Source organism: Dyadobacter sp. 32, from assembly GCF_902506755.1.
In the GTDB taxonomy this organism is placed as follows: domain Bacteria; phylum Bacteroidota; class Bacteroidia; order Cytophagales; family Spirosomataceae; genus Dyadobacter.
In genome coordinates this window covers 2,162,365-2,182,457 of record NZ_LR735258.1, presented here as the reverse complement: position 1 = coordinate 2,182,457, position 20,093 = coordinate 2,162,365, and the positions used below count along the sequence as shown (strand labels likewise).

General features: G+C 43.5%; 16 protein-coding genes. 7 read left to right on the top strand and 9 right to left on the bottom strand.

Features of this window, described 5'->3' with window-relative positions; all coding sequences use genetic code 11:
- Positions 1–21 precede the first annotated feature (21 nt).
- The 4 genes from DYADSP32_RS08745 to DYADSP32_RS08730 all read right to left on the bottom strand — a co-directional run bounded on the left by DYADSP32_RS08745 (position 22) and on the right by DYADSP32_RS08730 (position 3,332).
- Positions 22–372 carry a nuclear transport factor 2 family protein gene (locus DYADSP32_RS08745; RefSeq protein ID WP_149243082.1) on the bottom strand — a complete coding sequence of 117 codons (351 nt, stop codon included), beginning with the start codon at positions 370–372 and terminating at the stop codon, positions 22–24.
- A gap of 163 nt (positions 373–535) precedes the next feature.
- Positions 536–2,212 carry an ATP-binding protein gene (locus tag DYADSP32_RS08740; RefSeq protein WP_149243083.1) on the bottom strand — a complete coding sequence of 559 codons (1,677 nt, stop codon included), beginning with the start codon at positions 2,210–2,212 and terminating at the stop codon, positions 536–538.
- On the bottom strand, positions 2,190–2,399 hold the full coding sequence (locus DYADSP32_RS08735) for a hypothetical protein (protein ID WP_414617634.1): 210 nt from the start codon (positions 2,397–2,399) through the stop codon (positions 2,190–2,192). Before DYADSP32_RS08735 ends, DYADSP32_RS08740 begins: the two co-directional genes overlap by 23 nt.
- Positions 2,400–2,447: 48 nt before the next feature.
- Positions 2,448–3,332 (bottom strand): hypothetical protein, encoded by an 885-nt coding sequence (locus tag DYADSP32_RS08730; RefSeq protein WP_149243084.1) that lies wholly within the window; start codon positions 3,330–3,332, stop codon positions 2,448–2,450.
- A 695-nt stretch (positions 3,333–4,027) separates the two neighbouring features.
- Here DYADSP32_RS08730 and DYADSP32_RS08725 point away from each other — a divergent pair.
- From DYADSP32_RS08725 to uraH, 3 genes are all read left to right on the top strand, one after another.
- The gene (locus DYADSP32_RS08725; protein WP_149243085.1) at positions 4,028–4,615 is read left to right on the top strand and encodes a Crp/Fnr family transcriptional regulator; all 588 of its coding nucleotides are present in this window, start codon (positions 4,028–4,030) and stop codon (positions 4,613–4,615) included.
- Positions 4,616–4,692: 77 nt separating this feature from the next.
- On the top strand, positions 4,693–5,223 hold the full coding sequence (locus DYADSP32_RS08720) for a GlcG/HbpS family heme-binding protein (RefSeq protein ID WP_414617633.1): 531 nt from the start codon (positions 4,693–4,695) through the stop codon (positions 5,221–5,223).
- Between the two features lie 11 nt (positions 5,224–5,234).
- Positions 5,235–5,636, top strand: coding sequence for a hydroxyisourate hydrolase (uraH, locus tag DYADSP32_RS08715; protein ID WP_149243087.1), 402 nt, complete (start codon positions 5,235–5,237; stop codon positions 5,634–5,636).
- A gap of 271 nt (positions 5,637–5,907) precedes the next feature.
- Here uraH and DYADSP32_RS08710 read toward each other — a convergent pair whose 3' ends face one another.
- Both DYADSP32_RS08710 and DYADSP32_RS08705 read right to left on the bottom strand, forming a co-directional pair.
- Positions 5,908–7,821 carry a cellulase N-terminal Ig-like domain-containing protein gene (locus DYADSP32_RS08710; RefSeq protein ID WP_149243088.1) on the bottom strand — a complete coding sequence of 638 codons (1,914 nt, stop codon included), beginning with the start codon at positions 7,819–7,821 and terminating at the stop codon, positions 5,908–5,910.
- A gap of 633 nt (positions 7,822–8,454) precedes the next feature.
- Complete coding sequence (locus tag DYADSP32_RS08705; RefSeq protein ID WP_149243089.1) at positions 8,455–8,715, bottom strand: helix-turn-helix domain-containing protein; 261 nt, start codon at positions 8,713–8,715, stop codon at positions 8,455–8,457.
- Between the two features lie 319 nt (positions 8,716–9,034).
- On the opposite strand from DYADSP32_RS08705, the gene DYADSP32_RS08700 reads away from it, so the two are divergent.
- Genes DYADSP32_RS08700 through pstB form a run of 4 tightly spaced genes read left to right on the top strand, consistent with a single transcriptional unit; the run spans position 9,035 to position 12,349 of the window.
- Positions 9,035–9,868: a substrate-binding domain-containing protein gene (locus DYADSP32_RS08700; RefSeq protein WP_149243090.1), complete on the top strand. Its 834-nt coding sequence runs from the start codon at positions 9,035–9,037 to the stop codon at positions 9,866–9,868.
- Positions 9,865–10,752, top strand: a complete 888-nt coding sequence (gene pstC / locus DYADSP32_RS08695) for a phosphate ABC transporter permease subunit PstC (RefSeq protein WP_149243091.1) — start codon at positions 9,865–9,867, stop codon at positions 10,750–10,752. The genes DYADSP32_RS08700 and pstC overlap by 4 nt, the downstream gene beginning before the upstream one ends.
- Positions 10,749–11,594 (top strand): phosphate ABC transporter permease PstA, encoded by an 846-nt coding sequence (gene pstA / locus DYADSP32_RS08690; RefSeq protein WP_414617632.1) that lies wholly within the window; start codon positions 10,749–10,751, stop codon positions 11,592–11,594. Before pstC ends, pstA begins: the two co-directional genes overlap by 4 nt.
- A gap of 8 nt (positions 11,595–11,602) precedes the next feature.
- Complete coding sequence (gene pstB, locus DYADSP32_RS08685) at positions 11,603–12,349, top strand: phosphate ABC transporter ATP-binding protein PstB (RefSeq protein ID WP_414618158.1); 747 nt, start codon at positions 11,603–11,605, stop codon at positions 12,347–12,349.
- 576 nt (positions 12,350–12,925) lie between these two features.
- Here pstB and DYADSP32_RS08680 read toward each other — a convergent pair.
- The 3 genes from DYADSP32_RS08680 to DYADSP32_RS08670 form a co-directional block, all read right to left on the bottom strand.
- Entirely contained in the window at positions 12,926–14,767 is a 1,842-nt protein-coding gene (locus DYADSP32_RS08680; RefSeq protein WP_149243094.1) for an alkaline phosphatase, read from the bottom strand.
- An 80-nt stretch (positions 14,768–14,847) separates the two neighbouring features.
- Positions 14,848–16,386: a RagB/SusD family nutrient uptake outer membrane protein gene (locus DYADSP32_RS08675; RefSeq protein WP_149243095.1), complete on the bottom strand. Its 1,539-nt coding sequence runs from the start codon at positions 16,384–16,386 to the stop codon at positions 14,848–14,850.
- A 10-nt stretch (positions 16,387–16,396) separates the two neighbouring features.
- Positions 16,397–19,756, bottom strand: a complete 3,360-nt coding sequence (locus DYADSP32_RS08670; RefSeq protein ID WP_149243096.1) for a SusC/RagA family TonB-linked outer membrane protein — start codon at positions 19,754–19,756, stop codon at positions 16,397–16,399.
- Positions 19,757–20,093: the final 337 nt, after the last annotated feature.

Genomic DNA, 20,093 nt, shown 5'->3' with positions numbered 1-20,093 from the left:
AGAAATTTACTGAACTGTCTGTCAAATTTCAATGTCCATTTTTCGTAACAAGTCGTCCTCCAATGTGTAGATGTGTTTCACTTCACCATCAAAGATCAGATTTCCCTGCAAGTCCTTTACAATCTGGTGAACAGTTACTTCAAATGTCCCGTCCGGTCTTTGATCAAACGCGACCGGTTCAACGGTCGGGTTTATTTCCGTCCATTGCCTTGTCCAATACGCCCTTATTTCATCATGCCCGCTCACATAACCACCCTCAAAAGCCTTCGGCCACTCCACGTTTTCATGAAACGTCGAAAGTGCCGTATCAATGTCTCTTGAATTAAAAGCGGGATAGGCTTTTTGGATTAGATTTTTGAAATGGGTGGGCATGGGGGGGGGGGTGGTTGGTATTTGTGGCGGGTTTTGTTTGGTGTTTTTGGTTTGCCGCTTACGGTCCTTGGCATTGTGAACGTGGGGAAATAGAAGCACAAACCTCTGAGTTAGCATTAAAGCCCACTATTGCCAAACCGATGTTAGCGGTAGTGGTTTTGTTCTAAATTAAGCTAACAAACGTTCTTGCAGGCAAAAGCTCTGGATCATTTTTCAGATCTTTCACTAAAACTTGGTTTATCCATTTTGGCCCGTGATTTCCAATACTTTTTACAAAACTTTCTAACTCCCCAACCTCTGGTATTAGTAATCCTTTTTCAATAAACTTTTTTTGAATTTTATCGAATGCTTGTGTTGCATTTCCATTTGGAATGAATGCTTTTCCAACTTCTTTCGCTTCTGTCCAAGGAGAAGCTTTTTTAAGTACTTTTTGAATTTCATTTACTTTATTTTTTGGAAATATTCTATCCGAAATTAAATCCAAAATACTGTTTATTTCTGTTTTTACCTCTGATGTTAAGAATTCGGGTCTTTTACTTTCGATTTCACTTTTAACTAGTTGCCAATCGACCGATACTTCACTCCATATTCCGCCCAAATCTTCATAAATAGTTTTCAAGGGTTCAACATTATTTAAAATGTCAAAATCAGCAACTACTTTTATAGGTACATTTAATTTGTTTAATGCCTTAATTGCAACGGGAATTCTGTGCTTACCTCCTACATTAATAAACAATACGTCAGGTACATTTAAACTACTATCATCGTACAATGAATTTAAAACGGAAGAATAAAAACGTGAATCCGAATCACTCTCGCAAATCACAACCTTCGAATGGAATAAACCACTTAATATATTTGAATGACGTAATAGAGAATCATTCCACATCGAATTTATTTCGTTGCCATCTAGAATGCTGATATTATTTATATCTCCATTTCTACTTATTCTAACAATTTTTATATTTTTAGGATTTCCTTCCAACAAACCTTTGAGAAAGTCTTCACTATGTGTAGCAAGAAACAATTGTTTTTGTGATGGCAAATACTTGGATAACATCTTACCAAGAAGTTTAGCTTGTGGTGGATGGAGGAACGCTTCGGGTTCGTCAATAAATAGTAAATTATGATTGGAAATAAATGAATTAAGTAATACACCAACAAAACTTCGCATTCCGTCACCTTGTTGATGTAGTAAATCTAGTTTTTCAAGTTCTATAATATAATTTTCCGAAACTCGATCTTCTCCCTGTTTCGGAATTGGCTTTTCTCCAACGTACAAAGGAACTTCAGATCCAGCATTTCGGTGAACAACTAAATCCTTTCCAAATGCCTGTCTGAAGTAATTACTAAAACTTGCTTCCAATGTGTCACTTTTTTGAAGGTAATGAATAGGATGTTGCATTGGCTGATCTGTCAGTCGAATATTCTGAGGTGGATTTGCAGCAGTGAGTCTCTGTTCAGTATTTAGTACATTAGCATAAAATGGAAATAAATCTCCAACACCAGTCAAATAATTCGAAAAAAAATGTTCTATACCTTGAGAATAAATATGATATCCAAAACCTTGATATGATGAATTACCGTTTTCTTGCTTAAAGATCGAGTTATTCTCAAAAAAACTTTTAAAAGAGATTTTTTCACCATGTTGACCGATTGTTATATCTGTAACTACTTTTGAAGTATTTAGCTTAGATCTAAATTTGGATGATATTTCTTTGAGCGAAGCACTTTTTCCAGCATTATTTGCTCCAACAAAAACAACAATATCATCTTTATCACATTCGAGTGTTGTACCGTCGTTAAATGTTATTTTTTCAATGTAAAATCTTGGTGTCATAATATTCGTTGTTTTTAGGATTTCCGCCAACGAGCAGGGCTTTATACAGGTTGGGAATTAGTGTTCCGTCCGCCCGGGCCGCTGCCGATTGAAAATATTTTGATGAAGCTAAAACTAATGCTGAAAAATGTTTGTCCAGCCCGAACCAATGACTGGCTTTGCAATTAGCTGGATCTTGGTTTTTCAAGCCCAACTTGCGTAAAACCCAAGTTGGTGGCTTCCCGATTTCGGGTTGTCATTTTTGTTTCAAGAGTTTTATAAGTCGCTTAACTTCCTTTTGTTTTTGCAATTTATGCTCTGTCAATAGAAATATTAAATTGTCATCCAATTTGGAACGCATTGGGCTATTAATTGCAATTTTCATTTTGTCATCAGAAGTTTGCTGATAGTCGTAGCCATACGCATTTAAGAAAGCAAGGTTAAGCATTTTCAATATTTGAAACCATTGCCACCGAAGTCTGTCTTCTTGGTCATTGACGCCGTCGAGCAACCTATAAAAAACAAATAGTTTGTCTTGGCAAAGTGTTGATATTTTAAGAAGGTAGTCATTAAAAGAAAGTATCTCAGCTCCTGTCGTTATACATTGGTATAGTTCGTCAATATTATTCTTGAAAATGTGGTCTATTTGATTATTAAAATCGTATGTATATCCTTTGAAAAAAGCTGTGTCAGAAAAAATACGGCCATAGAACCGTATGAATTTTATAAACTCTAAATCTTCTTTTGATGCAATTGTTGTGTCTAAATGAATTAGTTCATTTTGTATTTTATGCATCCAGGCGTTAACGGCAAGTATTCTGTAAGTAAATGAATGAAAATAGTAGTGAGGGTTACTGTAATCTCCATTGACGTCAAGCCATTTATAATGTTCAGGTTTTGCAAAGTTCCAAAGTCGATGGTTTAAATTTTCACAGGCATTCAACAAATGCGATTTATTGGTCGCTAGTACATTTTTAATTTTCTTGCGTTGCTCAAACTTGTGTTCTGTGTCAAGTTTAAAAACAAGCAGTTTCTTCTCAATGAAGTTTTTGGTCAACAAGGTTAATAAAAGCGTAACTAACGATGTTATAGCGGCAACTATTGCTGCTATTGCTTGAGGTGTTGTAAAAAACTCTTTCATTAATTTAGGTTGTCTAAGTTATTAGGGACTTTCAACGGGTTGCCACCAACTTTGTAATATGCACAAGTTTTGTCGTACTTTTTCTATTTATTTAAATCCCATGCATAATTAACATAAAAATACTAATAGGCAACAATCGTATTTTCTTCACCTCAATGCCAAAAAAAGCCAGTTCCCCCAACAATCTACCATCATTTTCCCGAAATTCCGGCAACTACATCTAACCAGTGATCTATACAACTTACCCACCCGTCCTATAACACTCCCCGTACCTGGGATTTCCATCTTTGCAGCGTAATAGAGTTGGTCAATGCTGAAAAATGGTTTTACAAGAGGCTTGCAGAGGGTAAAATTGGGCGAATGCTTTCACAGCTCACCCTGTTCACAGGAAAATTTCCCCTTCCAATTTCGAAACAAAAGAATTTCTGGCTACTTTCATTCCAACGGAAAATTTGAATCGTTATGAGCCTTATCCGATTTTTTGAATCGCAGATTGGTCAAAGGCGGAAGCCCGGAGTTATAAGGCAAAGAAACGCTAAGCTTTTTGGTTGGAGCTGGTTTGATAGTTGATTGTCTAAAGGGACTGTACAGCATCACCAGGCTACTCCACATCGCTTTCGCCAATTAACACCCATGCATCTTTCGTGCGGGATTTAAATAATGCATTTACCATATACAATGTCACCTGACAGCTAATGAACGAATTACCGGTAATCCATCAGTCTCTGGCATCTTACATACTGCGCAGATTTAAGGTGGATCATGAAAAACTTAAAAATATATGTTCATATTTCCAACCTCTAAAGGTTCACCGCAAACAGGTTTTGATAGATTATCATGAGACTTGCAAAGTCTACTATTTTATAAATGCTGGCTGTCTTCGGCTTTTTACAATAAACAATGCAGGGATTGAAACATCCCGTTATTTCGCGTTTGAAGGAATGTTTGCAACTGCCCTTCCCAGTTTTATAGATCAGAAGCCTGCGTTAGAATATTTGCAGGCCGTCGAAAAGTCGGAACTGCTTGTGATTTCTCGGAAGGATTTTTACCAGCTGGTAGATACTACGCCCGAGTTCAGTCACATTTATAGGGAAATTCTGGAACTTGGTTTTGTGAATGCTCAAAAACGGATTTATGGGTTTCAGGGGTTAGATGCACTGGAAAAAGTAAAATGGGTCATCGAATCACAGCCTAACTTTTTGCTCCGGGTATCCAACAAGATGGCAGCTTCCTATCTGGGAATTTCACCATCCACATTAAGCCGGGCAAAATCAAAGCTTTAAAACGTTGACATAGATCAACACTTATAGGGGAGTGGAATTGTAATTTTGCAAAAAAAGAAATTACGATGAAGCTAAAAATGTTAATAGTAACTTGCTTATTACCAGGCGTTGTGGCAGCGCAATCGGTTGATTCTGGTAATGAAGTTTCCAAGGTCGCGACACAATCAGCGCGCTACCTTAACCCCGTATATCAATTAACACTCGACGCTGCCGTGGTGCTTACAAAGCAAGCAAGAGCTTGCGCCAGCCATTTAGGCAAATCAGTTACCATTTCAATTTTGGATGCGGCTGGACAGGTCATTCTCATCAGCCGCCAGGAAGATGTTGGGCCCCACAATACGGAAGCATCCAGAAGAAAGGCCTATACCTCGGTTTCGACCAAAACGCCTACTTTAGCTCTATCCCGAAATGCCAGGGGCAACCCGGATACGGAGAATTTGGCCAATCTTCCTGAGCTGCTGTTGCTGGGTGGTGGTTGTCCTCTTTGGTTTCAAGGTAAGCTTGTTGGGGCCATTGGCGTCGCAGGGGGAGGAAGCCCTGAGAATGACGATTTGATCGCAAAATCTGCTGGCATTCAGGAAGCTGGAATATTTACACAACTTAATTAACCCCAAAACAGATGAAAAATTTATTTCTTTCGCTAGGTTTTATCCTGGGCAGTACGCTAGCCTACTCGCAATCGTTCCAGTTATCAAGTCACATTCTCGACATATCTAAGGGGATGCCGGCACCAGGCGTACAAATTCGACTTGAAAAAATGGATACAAATAAAAAAACATGGTCGATGATTGAGGAGAAAGTAACCGATGCGAATGGCCGGATCTCGGACTTTCTTAGCTCTGAAAGGTCTAACAATGGTATTTACAAATTGACTTACCTGACCGCAGATTATTTCAAAAGCCAGAACATAGAGAGTTTTTATCCGTTTATCGAAGTCGTCTTTCAAATCAATGACAGCAAACATTATCACGTACCAATCACACTCTCTGCATACGGATACTCAACATACAGAGGTAACTAATCCAGTGCAATTGGCGTGGGGCACTACTTTTTAATCGCAGTGGAAGTAGTAGAGAACATTCTCCGCTGTGTGGCTTTCAAAGTGCATAGCCGACATCGTATTTTAACCCGCCACACCATGGTTTGGCCGTCTGCTTTTGGTTTCCACATGCAATCGGTATGAGCTTATTATTTCGGTATAATACATTTTAATCCAAAAAGGGTCGGGTTAAAATGTATTTTACTGCCTTCTTTCAAATCGTTTGATTCTGGCTCTTTGTGTTTTCTGCCGCTCAGTTCACGAGCAGGTTGGCCTCTTTTCTGAACCCCCAGTACCCATAGGAAGCAGTTGTTTTTTTGCTTTTGCCTGGCTGATAAATTGCCCTGAAAATATTGCTATTAGCTCCCGTTTCGATGACTTTATATTTCACCGGCTCTCCCTCGTTCTCTTTGAGTTCTACCCATGCCTCATCCTTAGCGTTGGCGTTGATGTTAAGTGGCGCATCAAGTTGTACAAAAACTTGATCCGTCTTTTTTGCTTTTGTTACGGCTTTTCCGGCTTCGTTTACAAAACTAACCCGGGTACTGTGTAAGGTCGAAAACGTAATGGTGGTCATCCAGCCACGATTTGAAATAGCCCATCCTTCGGTAGCATAAGCATTCTGTCCAATTTTATCGGTCGGGGCACTGGTATAATCGGCTTGATTTTCGACCTTCAATCTTGGAAAATCCTTGTCAAGAGGTGTACCGTCCAGCGTCCCCCTCACTAATCCTAATTGTCCGTAGCCGTCGGGGTGAGCTTTTGGCCACCCATTTTCAATCCCTTCCCAATAGCCATTGATTTCGATTCGTTCTTTGCTTTTATTGCCAAAATGAGCCCCCAGCGGATTCAAACCAAAGGTAAAATTAACCTGCGACCAGGCTTGTTCTCGTACTTTCGGAGTTCTAAGCAGGTAAGCCGACGCAAATAAACTTCCTCCCAAAGCAGGTGCGCCGCCAAGCTCTTTGGTGCGTGGATGCGCCCATTCTGTATCAGAATGCACCCGGTATTGCCACGGATTATTGGTTTTCGAAAGAATGTGATTCTGCCAGGCAGCGAGTTTTTCTTTGGTACCTTTCGGGGCTTTTTCCGGTAGTGTCAACAGGTAAAATGCCAGCGCCTGAGGCGTAATGTGCTCTGCATTTCGAATCCACCACATGTGTCTAACATTAGTAAAATCCCAGTTCTTAATAATGTCTTCGGTACTTTCCTGCGCCCACTTCAAAAATTGTTCGGGTTTGCCATCTTTTTCGTTGAGCTCGGTCAAGTACATGAACAAATTGCTAAAGACAGACTGGCCGTAGGCATTGCCCATTTCGTTGAATTCCTGGTAGCCCTCGTCTACCCATTTATTACTATATGTCCAGTGCCGTACTACTTTGTGGCGGTCATATTGAGTCCATTTTTCCAAACAAATCTTGCGATAGGCCTGGTACTTTTCCTCGGCTAAATAGGGCTTTAAAAAACTGTGATAAGCCGCACAAACCGCTGCAAGTTGATCAAGGGTGTTCCAGTAATCGTAATTCATTTTGGGCGTACATTCGTAGCCCAACCAGCCATGCCGATTAGCCACAGGGCCATTGTAACTAACATGGTGATAGGCAAATTCGGCATGCCATAGGATAAGGGCTATTAAATCGGGCGTTTTTCCATTTCCCATTTCATTTTTCCAGTTGTCGAAAAGAGCAGGATTAGACGCATAAAACATAGTTTCAAAAACCGTTTCGAGGGTGTAGGCCCCGCAATCCCGCGACGGCCCGCCACCGTATACTTTGGCCTCGTTGGAGTGTATTGGGTCGGTTGAACCTCGAACATCCATAAAAAAATCGTAGGCTAGTTTTGAAGAAAGGATTTCTTGAAAATAGGGCTTGATTTGAAAAGGAACAGAAGGTTGTAATCCAGCCACGTGAACCCTGTACTCCAGTTGATAGTCGGTAGGATTGAAGGCAGAAAAATCGCCGCCATACGCTTTGATGGTTCCATTGAAAACCACTTTAGCTCCTTGCTTTACTTGAAATGGCGCACCATCCTCAACACCCCATGCCACAAATCGTTTGGACTCGTTGTGGTTATATCCTGCTTGATTGACCAAAACCGTTTTGAGCGCGGGAGTCTGAGCAAGAGCGTGGAAATTAAGCAATAACGTCAGAATTAAGTACTTTTTCATTTGATAGGTAGTTACATAAAATGGTGAGTAGCATCTCACTTCCATCAGCAGATGTATTGACACGCAGATTGAGCTGAGTTTTTACTTATTATATCTAATCTTCATCATTTAGAAAGGTAAGAGCCTCCTCGGAAAACTACATAAATCTTTTGGTACTTCTGACGCATGAGGCGATTAGAACAAAAATAAGAGGTACATTTCCAGGCATGCCAATATAGAATCATTAATAATCAACCGGTAAGAGGCAAATACTCTCATAATGTTGTGTGTGTTAGCATAAACATTATCATGCCCTACTCAAATATTCAGTATGCTACTAAAACAGCCTATTCAGGCAATACATCTTCCAATCCTGCCCAATTAGTGTGGTTAAAAAAAATGTCACCGGCGATCCTGTTGGATTCAGGGATACATCAATTCACCGTCCTATCGGAATACATTTGGCAGGCCCCTACCGGAATTTATTCATGGTAATGGCTGTGAAAAATCGAAGAATAAAAAAAGTGTGGAAAATATTTTCCTGTTTGTTCTGGATCCAGAGTTGTAGGATTGCCTTGTAAAATGCGATGTGCCACACGCTGACGCGCCGATTCAGCAGAATGGTGGTGAGGTATTCAATGAGTCCTTCTGTTTTCAGGCCTTTTTGGGTAATATTTTTTCTATTTCATCTGAACTGTAGTAAAATGATCCGCCGATCCTGGAGGGTTTAAGCTGGCCTTTGATTCTCAGGTTCTGCAAAGTGCCCGTAGAGATCTGGAGCATTTTTCGCACCTCGCTTCCTTTTAACCACTTTTTGGAAGTTTCAGGTTTTGAGAGCAGGATCATTTTCATGTCTTCGATAAGCTGATACCGAAAGGCTTGCAAATCTTCCTTTGTAATTAAATCCACATGCATCTGATCAGGTTGTTATCGTTTCTCAATCATTGAAATTCTGCTGGCTCGGCCTTTGTAGAAGGAAGGCTCATAGCACAGGTATCCGTAGCGATCCAGATCATGGACCAACTTGTGGTAAGTGGCACGGTGCTCCTCGTGGCAATCTGGTATCGTCAAGATTATTTGGGTCATCTCAGCCTTGGAAATTCGGGTGACGAGCACAAAAGACATTTGCGGACCGGATTTTGAAACAGCAGGCTTTAGTGTTAACAAAAAGACAATATGAACTAATCTGCCAATTTGCCTAATATTGGCTCAGTGAGTATTATCTGTCAGCATTATGAAAATGAAATTCCTTTGCCTTGTTGGTTTTCTGATGTCGTGTTCTGGTAACAAGGACGTGATAAAAATCAAAGGATCGGATACCGAAGTCAATCTGGCCGTGGAGCTCGCCGAAACCTTTCATGATAATAACCCCACTCTTTTTGTATCGATTTCCGGTGGTGGTTCCGGTTTGGGAATTGCTTCTCTGCTGAATGGAACGGCGGATATCGCAAATTCTTCCAGAAGCATCAATGAACAGGAGACCGCACTATTTGACAAGGATGGTGCACGCATCGATTCCTTCATTTTTGCACAAGATGCCATTGCGTTCGTAGTGGCCGAAAGCCTCCCGATCGACTCCATAAGTACCGACCAACTGGCATCACTTCTGAAAGGGGAACACACGGACTGGTCTTCGATAACGACCAGTAAGTTGCCAGTCAATATCTATGGCCGGCAAAGCAACTCAGGGACACACGATTTTGTCAAAAGGAAGCTTGAGATCGAATTTAGTGACAAGGCAAAAGAAATGAACGGGAACGCCCAGATACTGGAAGCCATCAAAGCCGATGACTCAGGTATCGGTTATGTTGGCGCGGGATATGTATCAAATGGAGGGAGTGAGGGTATAAAAGTGCTTAAAGTATACTCGAATGAAGCACCAAAGGCGATCTCACCACTTGATGCGGAGATGATTGCAGCTGGCAAGTACCTATTCCAGCGTCCGCTTTTTCAATATTACCAGGCCACATCTTTTGAGAAAATAAAACCATTCATTGACTTTGAGAAAAGCCCGCAAGGTCAGCAAATTATCAAACAAGCCGGTTATTATCCCGTCATGAAACCATGAGTATCAGAAAAAGAGAACGAACGGATCGAATTCTGAAAGTCGTTTTCAAGACGACAGGCCTGGCAACGATTCTGTTGCTTGGGGGGATTTTTTTTATGCTGATTTACAACAGTGTAGCTTTTTTCGCCGATATCAACCCCATTGATTTTTTCACAGGATACCAATGGAATCCGGCCAGCGTAAACGGCTCATACGGTATATTTCCATTGCTGGCCAGTACGGGACTTGTTGCTTTTGGGTCGATGCTGATTGCCGTGCCCCTGGGAATTTTGACTGCCGCTTACATTTCTGAATTTGCCCCAAAGAACCTGCAGACCGTTTTAAAACCCGTGATTGAAATGCTGGCGGCGATTCCATCCGTAGCAATCGGTTTTCTTGGGATTGTTTTGATAGGTCCCGCCATCGCAAGCGTATTTGGAATTCAAAATGGCTTGAATGCATTGAACGGTTCCATATTGCTGGCTGTAATGGCATTACCTACAATTATAACGATTGGGGAAGATGCCATCAATGCCGTGCCCAAAACCTACCGGGAGGCATCATTTGCGCTGGGTGCAAACAAATGGGCAACGCTTTTCAGGGTCACCATACCGGCTGCGCTTCCGGGTTTGATTGCCGCCGTGATGCTGGGACTTGGCCGGGCGCTGGGGGAAACGATGACCGTTTTAATGGCGACCGGAAATGCGGCTGCTTTGCCCAAAGGCTTTTTGGATTCTATTCGTACCATCACGGCAACCATCGCGATCGAAATGGGTGAGGTGCCTTATCAGACCACCCATTATTTTGCTCTTTTTGCCATTGCTGCTGTGTTGTTTCTGATCACACTTGCGATCAATTTACTGGGTGAATATTTCGCCAATCGAATTAGAAAATTTCACGCATGAAAAAGAAGCTGACACATTATATCAACTGGTTTCTTTTAGTTGGAAGCACCGCAACAGTTTGTTTGTTTCTGGGGATTATTTTGTTTGATATTTTTTCAAAAGGATTCTCTGCTGTATCCTGGAATTTCATCAGTCTGCCACCAACACAGGGCATGACAAAAGGGGGGATTCTTCCGGCGCTGATTGGCACGTTATGGCTCACTTTGATAACCACTCTTTTTGCCGTTCCTTTTGGTGTCGGGTGTGCAATATATCTGAATGAGTATGCCAAACCATCCTTGCTTACCAATGTAATCCGGGCTTCTATCCGGAATCTGGCGGGTATCCCTTCCATTATCTATGGCTTGTTTGGGCTTGCTCTATTTGTTCAGGGGCTCAGGATGGGCACTTCGGTGCTGTCGGCGGGTTTAACACTGGGCCTTCTGTCTCTTCCTTACATCATTACCACTACCGAGGAAGCCTTAAAACGGATACCTAACAGTATGCGGGAAGCAACTTTGGCGCTGGGTGCCACACAGTTTGAAACCATCAGAGATGTGGTGCTGCCCAAAGCATTGCCCGGCATACTGACAGGAACGATTCTGACACTTTCGAGGGCTGCCGGTGAGACCGCACCCATTTTGTTCACCGGTGTTGCTTTCTATATTAATGGGCTCACCTCATCAATTAACCAGGAATTTATGGCCTTACCCTATCATTTATATATGCTCTCAACCCAGCACCAGTCCATCGAAGAGGTTAGGCCACTTGCTTACGGGACAGCGGTAGTGCTCATTCTTATGGTTTTCGGTCTGAATACGATTGCCTTTTACATTCGGTTTAAACAAAGAACGCAGGACTAATGGATCAGATCAAATTATCCGCTCATTCGCTCAATCTTTCTTTCGGTAAAAAGCAAATACTGAAAAATATCAACATCAATTTCGGCAAGAATGAGGTTACTTCTCTGATTGGCCCGTCCGGATGCGGGAAATCGACTTTACTTCGCGCCTTCAACCGCATGCATGACCTTTCACCGGATGCGTCTGTTGAGGGAATACTCAGGCTGGATGATCTGGATCTGTATGACAAAAATGTTTCGGTTACAGAGATCAGGAAGCGGATCGGCATGGTTTTTCAGAAACCCAATCCGTTACCAAAGAGCATCTACGAGAATCTTTCCTACGGGCTTCATATTCATGAATTTCCTAAAAATGAAATTCCCGGTTTGGTCGAAAAAGCCTTGCGAGAAAGTTATCTATGGGATGAAGTAAAGGACGACCTCAAAAAACCTGCCGTAAAATTGTCAGGTGGACAACAGCAAAGGTTATGTATCGCCCGAACGGTTGTTCTCCGGCCGGAAGTGATATTAATGGACGAGCCCTGCTCTGCACTGGATCCGATCAGCACAGGAAAAATTGAAGAGTTGATATTAAGTTTGAAAAAAGACTACACCATCGTGATCGTGACGCACAACATGCAACAGGCTCAGCGGATATCGGATAAGGTCGCATTTATGTATCTGGGAGAAGTTGTTGAATTTGATACAACCGAAAATGTATTCAGAAATCCGAAAGAGGAGCTCACCCGGAATTATGTTGGTGGCCATTTTGGATGAACCAACCGATGCAGACAACACCAGGTCGTACTTATCACCCCGTCTATGACAGTCGATTTCCGTTTTCCGGTGAACGCTTTTACAATGCTGGCACAATAATAAAGTTGCTGCTACACAAACATAGATACTAATTCCTTTGCCCAAGTTTATTACTATTGAATTATCGCGGACATTAATTATGCGATCAGTTGGGACAATCAGGATGGGTATATTGATCGCTAAATTGCAAATGATAATTGAAATCTTCCTGCACATGGACAATGTCAAAAGCTTGCAGTTTTCTGCCAATAGCTGTGACGCTGGTCTGCCCTGGGCGTTTTTGCACTGCAAATGATAGCTGGCAGACCGACAATATTATAACTTATTGCCAAGAACTGCCCTTCGGTTTCATCTTTCATGAAACGGTTATTTCCAATCTGCAAGCCTATCACGCTTGACCTACCACTCGTGCCCCCGGTGTTATTGCACGTCAGCACCAACGCTAAAAGCCCCCATAAACCTAAAAATCGTTTGTTTTTGCAATTGTCTGGCATACTGTCGATTTATATAATGCCAAATTACAATTGCAGTATGACCTCAATGAAGAGGAGTTGTTATTGTTTTATTAACTCTGCTGTTAAGCGCCCTTAGCTTATAATAAATCTCAGTATTCTCGTACACCCCTCGAAAATCCAGTGAATGCGGGCCGTATGCAAAAACCGGCACCATCACCCCCGTGTGGTCGTCGGTGCTAAAATGTCCGTCAACATAACCATTTTTCAAATTGCCGTCGAGCAGGGTAAGCCCTCCCGTTTCGTGGTCGGCGGTGACGATCACCAACGTCTGACCATTACTGTCGGCGAAACGCAGCGCCTCTCCTACCAGTTTGTCGAAGTCCAGCATTTCCAACACGGTATAGCTAACATCATTGGCATGGCCGCCGTAGTCAATTTGAGCGCCCTCTGCCATCACGAAAAATCCTGGTCTGTGCGTTTTAAATTCTTGAATTGTCTTTTTAAAGGAATCTGACAGAAAGCTGCCGCGACCGTTTTGCATGGATTTGGCATTATGAGCATCAAGCAGCAGGAAAGGAGTTTTAAGACGGGAAAGCTCGTCCCATTTCTCTGAAACGTTCACACCTTTCACCTTTAATTGTTCAGATACATCGGTTCGCTGGAAATGTTCCATTCCTCCTCCAATAGCGATATCGACCCAGTTGGATAAATAGTCTTTTGCTATGCTGTCCTGCATACTTCTTTCCGGACGGTGCGCGTAAAACGATGCGGGCGTTGCGTCGGTAATGTCGCCCGATGAGATCAACGCAACCTTTCTTCCTGCAGCCTTGAAATTTTTGATAATTGATTTTGCCGGAACAAGATTGGAATCCACACCAATGGCTCTGTTTCGGGTTTTCTTGCCAGTAGCAAAAGCCGTTGCGCCTGCGGCAGAGTCGGTAATGTAGTTGTCGGAAGATGCGGTTTTTGAGAAGCCGATGTTGAGAAATTGTTCAAGGTTTAGTTTGCCTGCGTTGCCAGTGATTCCCGCGTAGATCTGCGCCAACCCCATACCATCGCCGATCAGTAGAATTATGTTTTTGACTTTCCCTCTCGAATCATTGTTGAGATAAGTCGGCTTGTAGATTTCGTGAAAGCTTTGCGCTTTAAATTCTGCTTTTTCGCGTCCATTTAGGAATTCACCGAGCGCTGCGACTTTGTCTGTGTTGATATAATCTGCGCCGAGGTTAATCAGTTGTTTCCAGGCATTGATATTGTCGGGACTCGCCCAGAAACGGAAGGGTTTCTGTTGATCATGTGCCGCTTTGACGGCGGTAAGCAGTTTTAGGCGATCGTTTTCAACCGGAATGCCTTTTCCGTTCCATTTTGAAAAATGGCTGAAATCCTGGCTTATCAAACCAATGCGTTTGAGCTGTTCAGGCGTGTATTCAACACCTGGTCGACCATCGAAATAAATGAAAAGTGGATAGCGGTCAAATTTTTCGGGAGCCGGAACATTGCCGCTTACAACGACCTTCACAGGCCCTTTTTCTCCAAACACAGATTCATGAGGCGCCAGCAACTTCGAAAGTGCCAGCAATGCCGAATCTCCCTGGGTTTTCAGATCAATAAGCAATTGTAATGCTTTGTCGCGGTAAACCCTTCCTTCATTTCTAGCCGCTGTTTCTAAAATGGGTTGTAGATATAGTTTATCAAAGGTCCGCGCCGGATCGATCTGGGTTTTTTCGTGCGCTACGAACAGGGTGTCATTGATTAAAAAAACGTCCGCTTCGATGGAACCAAACTTCTGGTGATATGCTGATGTAAATGGTGCGGGTTGCTGGTAATCGTTGTGCGAATGTCCCTGAGGATACTGAACAATTACTTGTTGACCCAGAACAGGAAGTGCGGCAGCGAAGCAAATCCATAAAAGCAGTCTTTTCATGTTGGTCAGATAGATAGTTAGCCGGACATTACTGCCCGGCTAAATTGAGATGCTCTGAATTGATTGAAATTGTATTGGGATCAATATCCAGGATTTTGGTACATTTTGGTTGGATCCAATTTGTGTTCATCAAATGGGATAGGGTAGTAACGGTCTTTGGGACCGAAATTCGATAACTTAGCGAGACCAAAATTCTCCTGGCTTTTTGCCTTGAAATAGGCTACAAGCTCTTCGGTTGAGAAAAAGCGCAGCAAATCAAACCAGCGGTGATTCTCAAACGCAAGCTCCACGCGACGCTCGTGCAGAATCGCAAGTTTCAGTGTCGGGTATTTGGTGCGATAAGCTGCGTTACGGATCGATTCGGCATATAACGGCAGGCCGGCGCGCTCCCTCACCTGGTTCAGAAATCCGATGGCTGCGGGTTCATCGCCAAGATGCATATGGACTTCTGCCAACATTAAAATTACATCTGCGTAACGAATCAATATCCAGTCATTCCCTCCGAAACCCTGATTTGTTGCGGCTGGACTGGCATCCCGAAATTTGGTGATAAAATAGTTGCGAACGATCGGGTCATTTGCAAATTTAATGTTGAAACCCTTTCTCAGATCCGCTTCTTCATAGTCTAATACAAGATCAGGCGTAACATTGCCACCAGCGCCAGTTGAGTTAAAGAGTGAGTTGATCGTTTCACCCTTTGCCTGATTGTTTCGCGCAATGGCAGAAGAAAAATTAATGTCGCCCTGCTTATTGACTACCTGGAAGATAATTTCGGGGACGGTAGATTTTTTAGCTACATCGAAAACATCTGAATATGGAATCTCTTTTAATGTACCAAAGCTGCGAAGGTCATAACATGCCGTAAGATGACTTTTCGCTTTGTTCAGATTATCCGCCCGGTTCGCCGGATCCAGTGTGGTTGCCATCGTAAGGTAAACTTGTCCTAGCAATGCATTCGCCGCAGCTTTGGTCACTTTCCCTTTGGTCGCAGTAGTTTGCACATTGGGTAAAGTGCTGTTTACGGCGTCGGTTAAATCTGTGACAATCTGCTGGTAAACCACATCCTGCTTTTCCCGAAAGGTGTTTGCCTGCACCTCTGCAAATGTCAATGGCCGAGTGATCAAGGGAACCTCGCCCCATCTGCGCAAAAGATGGAAGTAAATCAGGGCGCGCATGAATTTGGCTTCGGCCTTGTATTTTTCTTTGAGATCATTGTCCGTAAAATTCACCTTTTCGATTCCTTCCAAAACCTGGTTCGAGCGGGTAACGGTCTGATATAGTGCCAACCAGTGGCTTTTCAGATAAGTGTTGCTAGGCAAAAGTGAAAAATCATTGAACTGAAACGGCTCACCTGCATTGGACTGGTTGTCGTTCCTGCCGGTATTGTCCGAACGCTCCTCGCTGTAAAGCCCGCTGGTTTCCCCTATTCCGCTTCCATTTCGAAGCGACTGATAGATGCCGTTTACTGCCGCTTCTACCTCGCCCGGCGATTGATAAAAGGATGCATTGGAAACCGCATTCGGATCTTCCAGGTCAATAAAATCGGTTGAGCAAGAACTGAGTAAGCAGAGAGCGAACGCAGTAATGATATGGGTTAGTTTATATTTTTTGTCAAACATAGCTGCTTAATTAAAAGGTGATACGTGCACCAATGTTGTAGGCGCGGGCAAGTGGATATTTACCATAATCTACACCTGGCGTCAGGTTAGAACCATTGTTGTAATCGACCTCGGGGTTATAGCCAAGATACTTGGTGAATGTAAATGCATTATCTACTCCTACGTAAATCCGGAGATTGCTGATTGCATTCTTGCTGATCTGGGCAATCTGAGGGAAATTATAGGCCAATGTCAGGTTGGTGCATCTTAGGAATGAACCATCTTGGAGATAGAATGTCGACAGCCGGGTACTGTTGCTTTGTGTGCCTCCACGCGCAGCGCGATAGACCTTACCGTCTCCCGGCTCAGCCTCTGATCGGTAACGGTTAAGCACTTTCGAATACTGGTTACCCGATCCTTCCATATTGAAAATGTAATAATCCTGACCATCCAGTACCTGGTTGCCATAAATCCCATTGAACGACGAGCTGAAATCGAAATTTTTGTAGCTGGCAGAAATAGCAAATCCGTAGGTAAATTTCGGATGAGGCGTGCCGATCACTTGCTTGTCAGCGTCATTCACAACACCATCACCGTTGATATCCTCAAAATAAAGATCACCCGGACGAAGCGGGTTCGTCGAGGCGGTTGAACGTGCTGGGCCTTTTAAAACATATCCGGCCGGAAATCTCTGTGTCGAAGCATTATATACCAGATTGTCCGCCGCCAGGTTTTCCATATCGGACTCGCGCACCATGCCTTTTACTTTAAAACCATAAAACATCCCGATCGGCTGCCCCTGCTGGGTAATGTGCGTAATGTATGAGCGCTCCGCACCCGTAGAAAGTATGGTGTTTGCGCCACCCATATCCAGGACTTTGTTACGGTTGAGCGAAATGTTACCGGTCAGGTTCAGGTTGAAGTCGCGCTTAGAAATAACGCGCCCATCAACCTGAACGTCAAAACCAGTATTTTGAACTTTCGAGTTTCTCAGGTTTGTCAAAATGGTTGAAGAACCAGAAATTGCTGAAAGTGGCTGGTTAAAGAGCAGGTTGTAAGAACGGCTCAGATAATAGTTCGCAATGATGGAAAGTCTGTCGTCAAACAATCCCAGGTCCAATCCTACATTGTATTGCGCAGTAGACTCCCAACCCAGATTTTGATCCTTAATCCCCTCGGCCCACAAGGCGGTATTAACTGTTCCGTTTCCAAAAACGACCCCGCCCGGCGCAGCCATGGTTTGCAGGAAGTTGTAATTGCCAATATTGTTGTTTCCGCTCAACCCCCAACTGGCACGCAGTTTCATCGTGGAAGCCGGGCCCAGTAATTCGTTGTAAAACGGTTCATTCGAAATGTTCCAGCCCGCAGAAACGGACGGAAAACTTCCCCAGCGGTTGTTTGGACCGAAACGTGAAGAGCCATCGGTGCGGAACGATGCGGTCAGGTAATATTTATTGTCAAAATTATAAACGGCGCGAGCCAGGTAGGAAAGTAGTGCCCAGTTGGTTTTCCCCGTTCCGTCGCCTTCAGGGTTGCCAGAATTAAGACCAAAATAAATGGCGTCCGCACCTTTTCCTGTGATCTCCTCGATCCGGTCATTCTGAAAACCACGTGCAGTAACCGAAATTACATCGCGGTTGTTTTGCTGTGCGGTGTAACCCAGCAATCCGTCAAAATTGTGCTTGCTCCATGCTTTTTTATAGTTCAGGGTAAATTCAGCGAGCTTGTCCATAAAATTGACCGTACGCGCCACCGAGTTTGCGGCTGCAATCGCTTGTGGTGATCCGGGAGGGTTAGCGCCTTCGCTCAGGCTCGTTGGCCGGTAAAATTCATATTTTTCGTTATAAGTCTGTAATCCCAGGTTTACTTTGAATGTCAGATCTTTAATGATTTCAAAGGTGGCAAATCCATTGTATGTCCCGCGTTGACCAGCCCTGTTAATGTGCGTTTCGGTTGCTAATGCCACCGGGTTTTCAATGGACTGTAAACCAAACCCTGCGCTCAATGCAGCTGCCTCATTCTTGGCAAGGGACCCGTCGTCATTATATGCTTTGAAGATTGGCATATAAACCAAGGCTCCCAGGATCGGCCCCTGATTGAAGCGGCCTTCCTGCACTTCGCGGTTGGTATTGTAAGTGTATGCCAGATTGACGCCGACTTTCAACTTCTTATTCACGTCGGCGTCGATGTTCGCACGGAAGTTGGTACGTTCCTGTTTTGTGCTCAGGATGATGCCTTGCTGGGTAAGATGCCCACCGCTGATGGCATATCGAAGCCCTTTCTGTCCGCCACTGAAACTAATGTTATGACGGCTCACCGGCGCATTACGGTAAAGCTCGTCCTGCCAGTCGGTGTTGTGTTTGGGTGTGATCAGTCGCTGGTTTGCAAAATCATAAATATCAGTGGGGATACTTACCGATCCGGCGCTGCCGCCCAGGTTTTTGATCCTGGTTGCATTATCGTCTGAAAACATGGCGTCATTCCATGGCTTGCCACCGTTCACCATCAGGTCACGGTAAGTGTTGTTACGGCCGTCGATCAGCAATTGGGCAAACTCAGATGAATTAAGCATATCCACCTTTTTGGCCAGCTGGTGGACTCCAAATTGATAATCGTATTCCAGCTTTCCCTTTCCTTCCTTACCGCGCTTTGTTGTAATTAAAACTACACCGCCAGCCGCACGTGAACCGTAAATGGCCGCAGATGCCGCATCTTTCAATATGTCAATCGATTCAATGTCGTTGGGGTTGATAAACACGTCATTACCGGCCGGATAGCCATCAATCACATAAAGTGGATCAGAGCTAGCGTTTATAGAACCGACACCCCGAACACGGATTTTCGTTCCCACATATGGTGCGCCACTTACTTGGGAAATCTGCACGCCTGCCACTTTTCCAACCAATGCCTGGCCAACGGTCGGCGTACTCAGGTTTAATTCCTTCGCCTTTAAACTCGAAACTGCACCGGTAAGGTCGCTTTTTCTGAGCGTTTGGTAACCCACGGCAACGACTTCATCCAGCATCATTGCATCTTGCTTTAACTGTACGTTAAGTGCTTTTTCGTCCGAAATCACCACTTCCTGAGCCAGAAACCCAACAAAAGAAAACACAATGGTAGCACCCTGGGCAGCCTCAATGACGAAATCTCCGTTCACGTCTGTTATGGTACCGGTACTGCTGTTTCCTTTTTCAATTACAGTAACACCCAACAAAGGTTCTCCGTTGTCGTCAAGCACCCGGCCCGTCACCCGGATTTTGAGCGCTTGCGTTCCGGTTTGACTGATTGCCTCATTGTGCTTTGGTTTGGCCGCCCGAGCCTGACTGAATGCACTGAAGACTAATGAACCAGCAATTACCACTGGAACAATGGGTAAAAGTAGTTTTTTCATAAATTGATTATAAATTAGATTTTTACAAGATAGTAGCTTTGGGTTCTCGCAGGTACAGACACGAAAAATGGCCAAATAGCGACCAAAAGTAGCTTCTGTGTATTAACCTAATAGATATTACAAGTTATGTTAATGTGAATTTTACAAGAAGGTGTTTTCGGGGTTTTATTTCCCTACCATTTGATTTCGATGAAATGTGCATTTTGCTGGCGCGAGGAAGAGACGGCAATGGGGCTTTTTTGCTTGCCAGCAGTTATTAGGCAAAAGAACTTTATTTGATATGGGGAACCTTCCATTCCCCAAACCCTTTGGAACCTGTCTATAATTGTTATGCTTT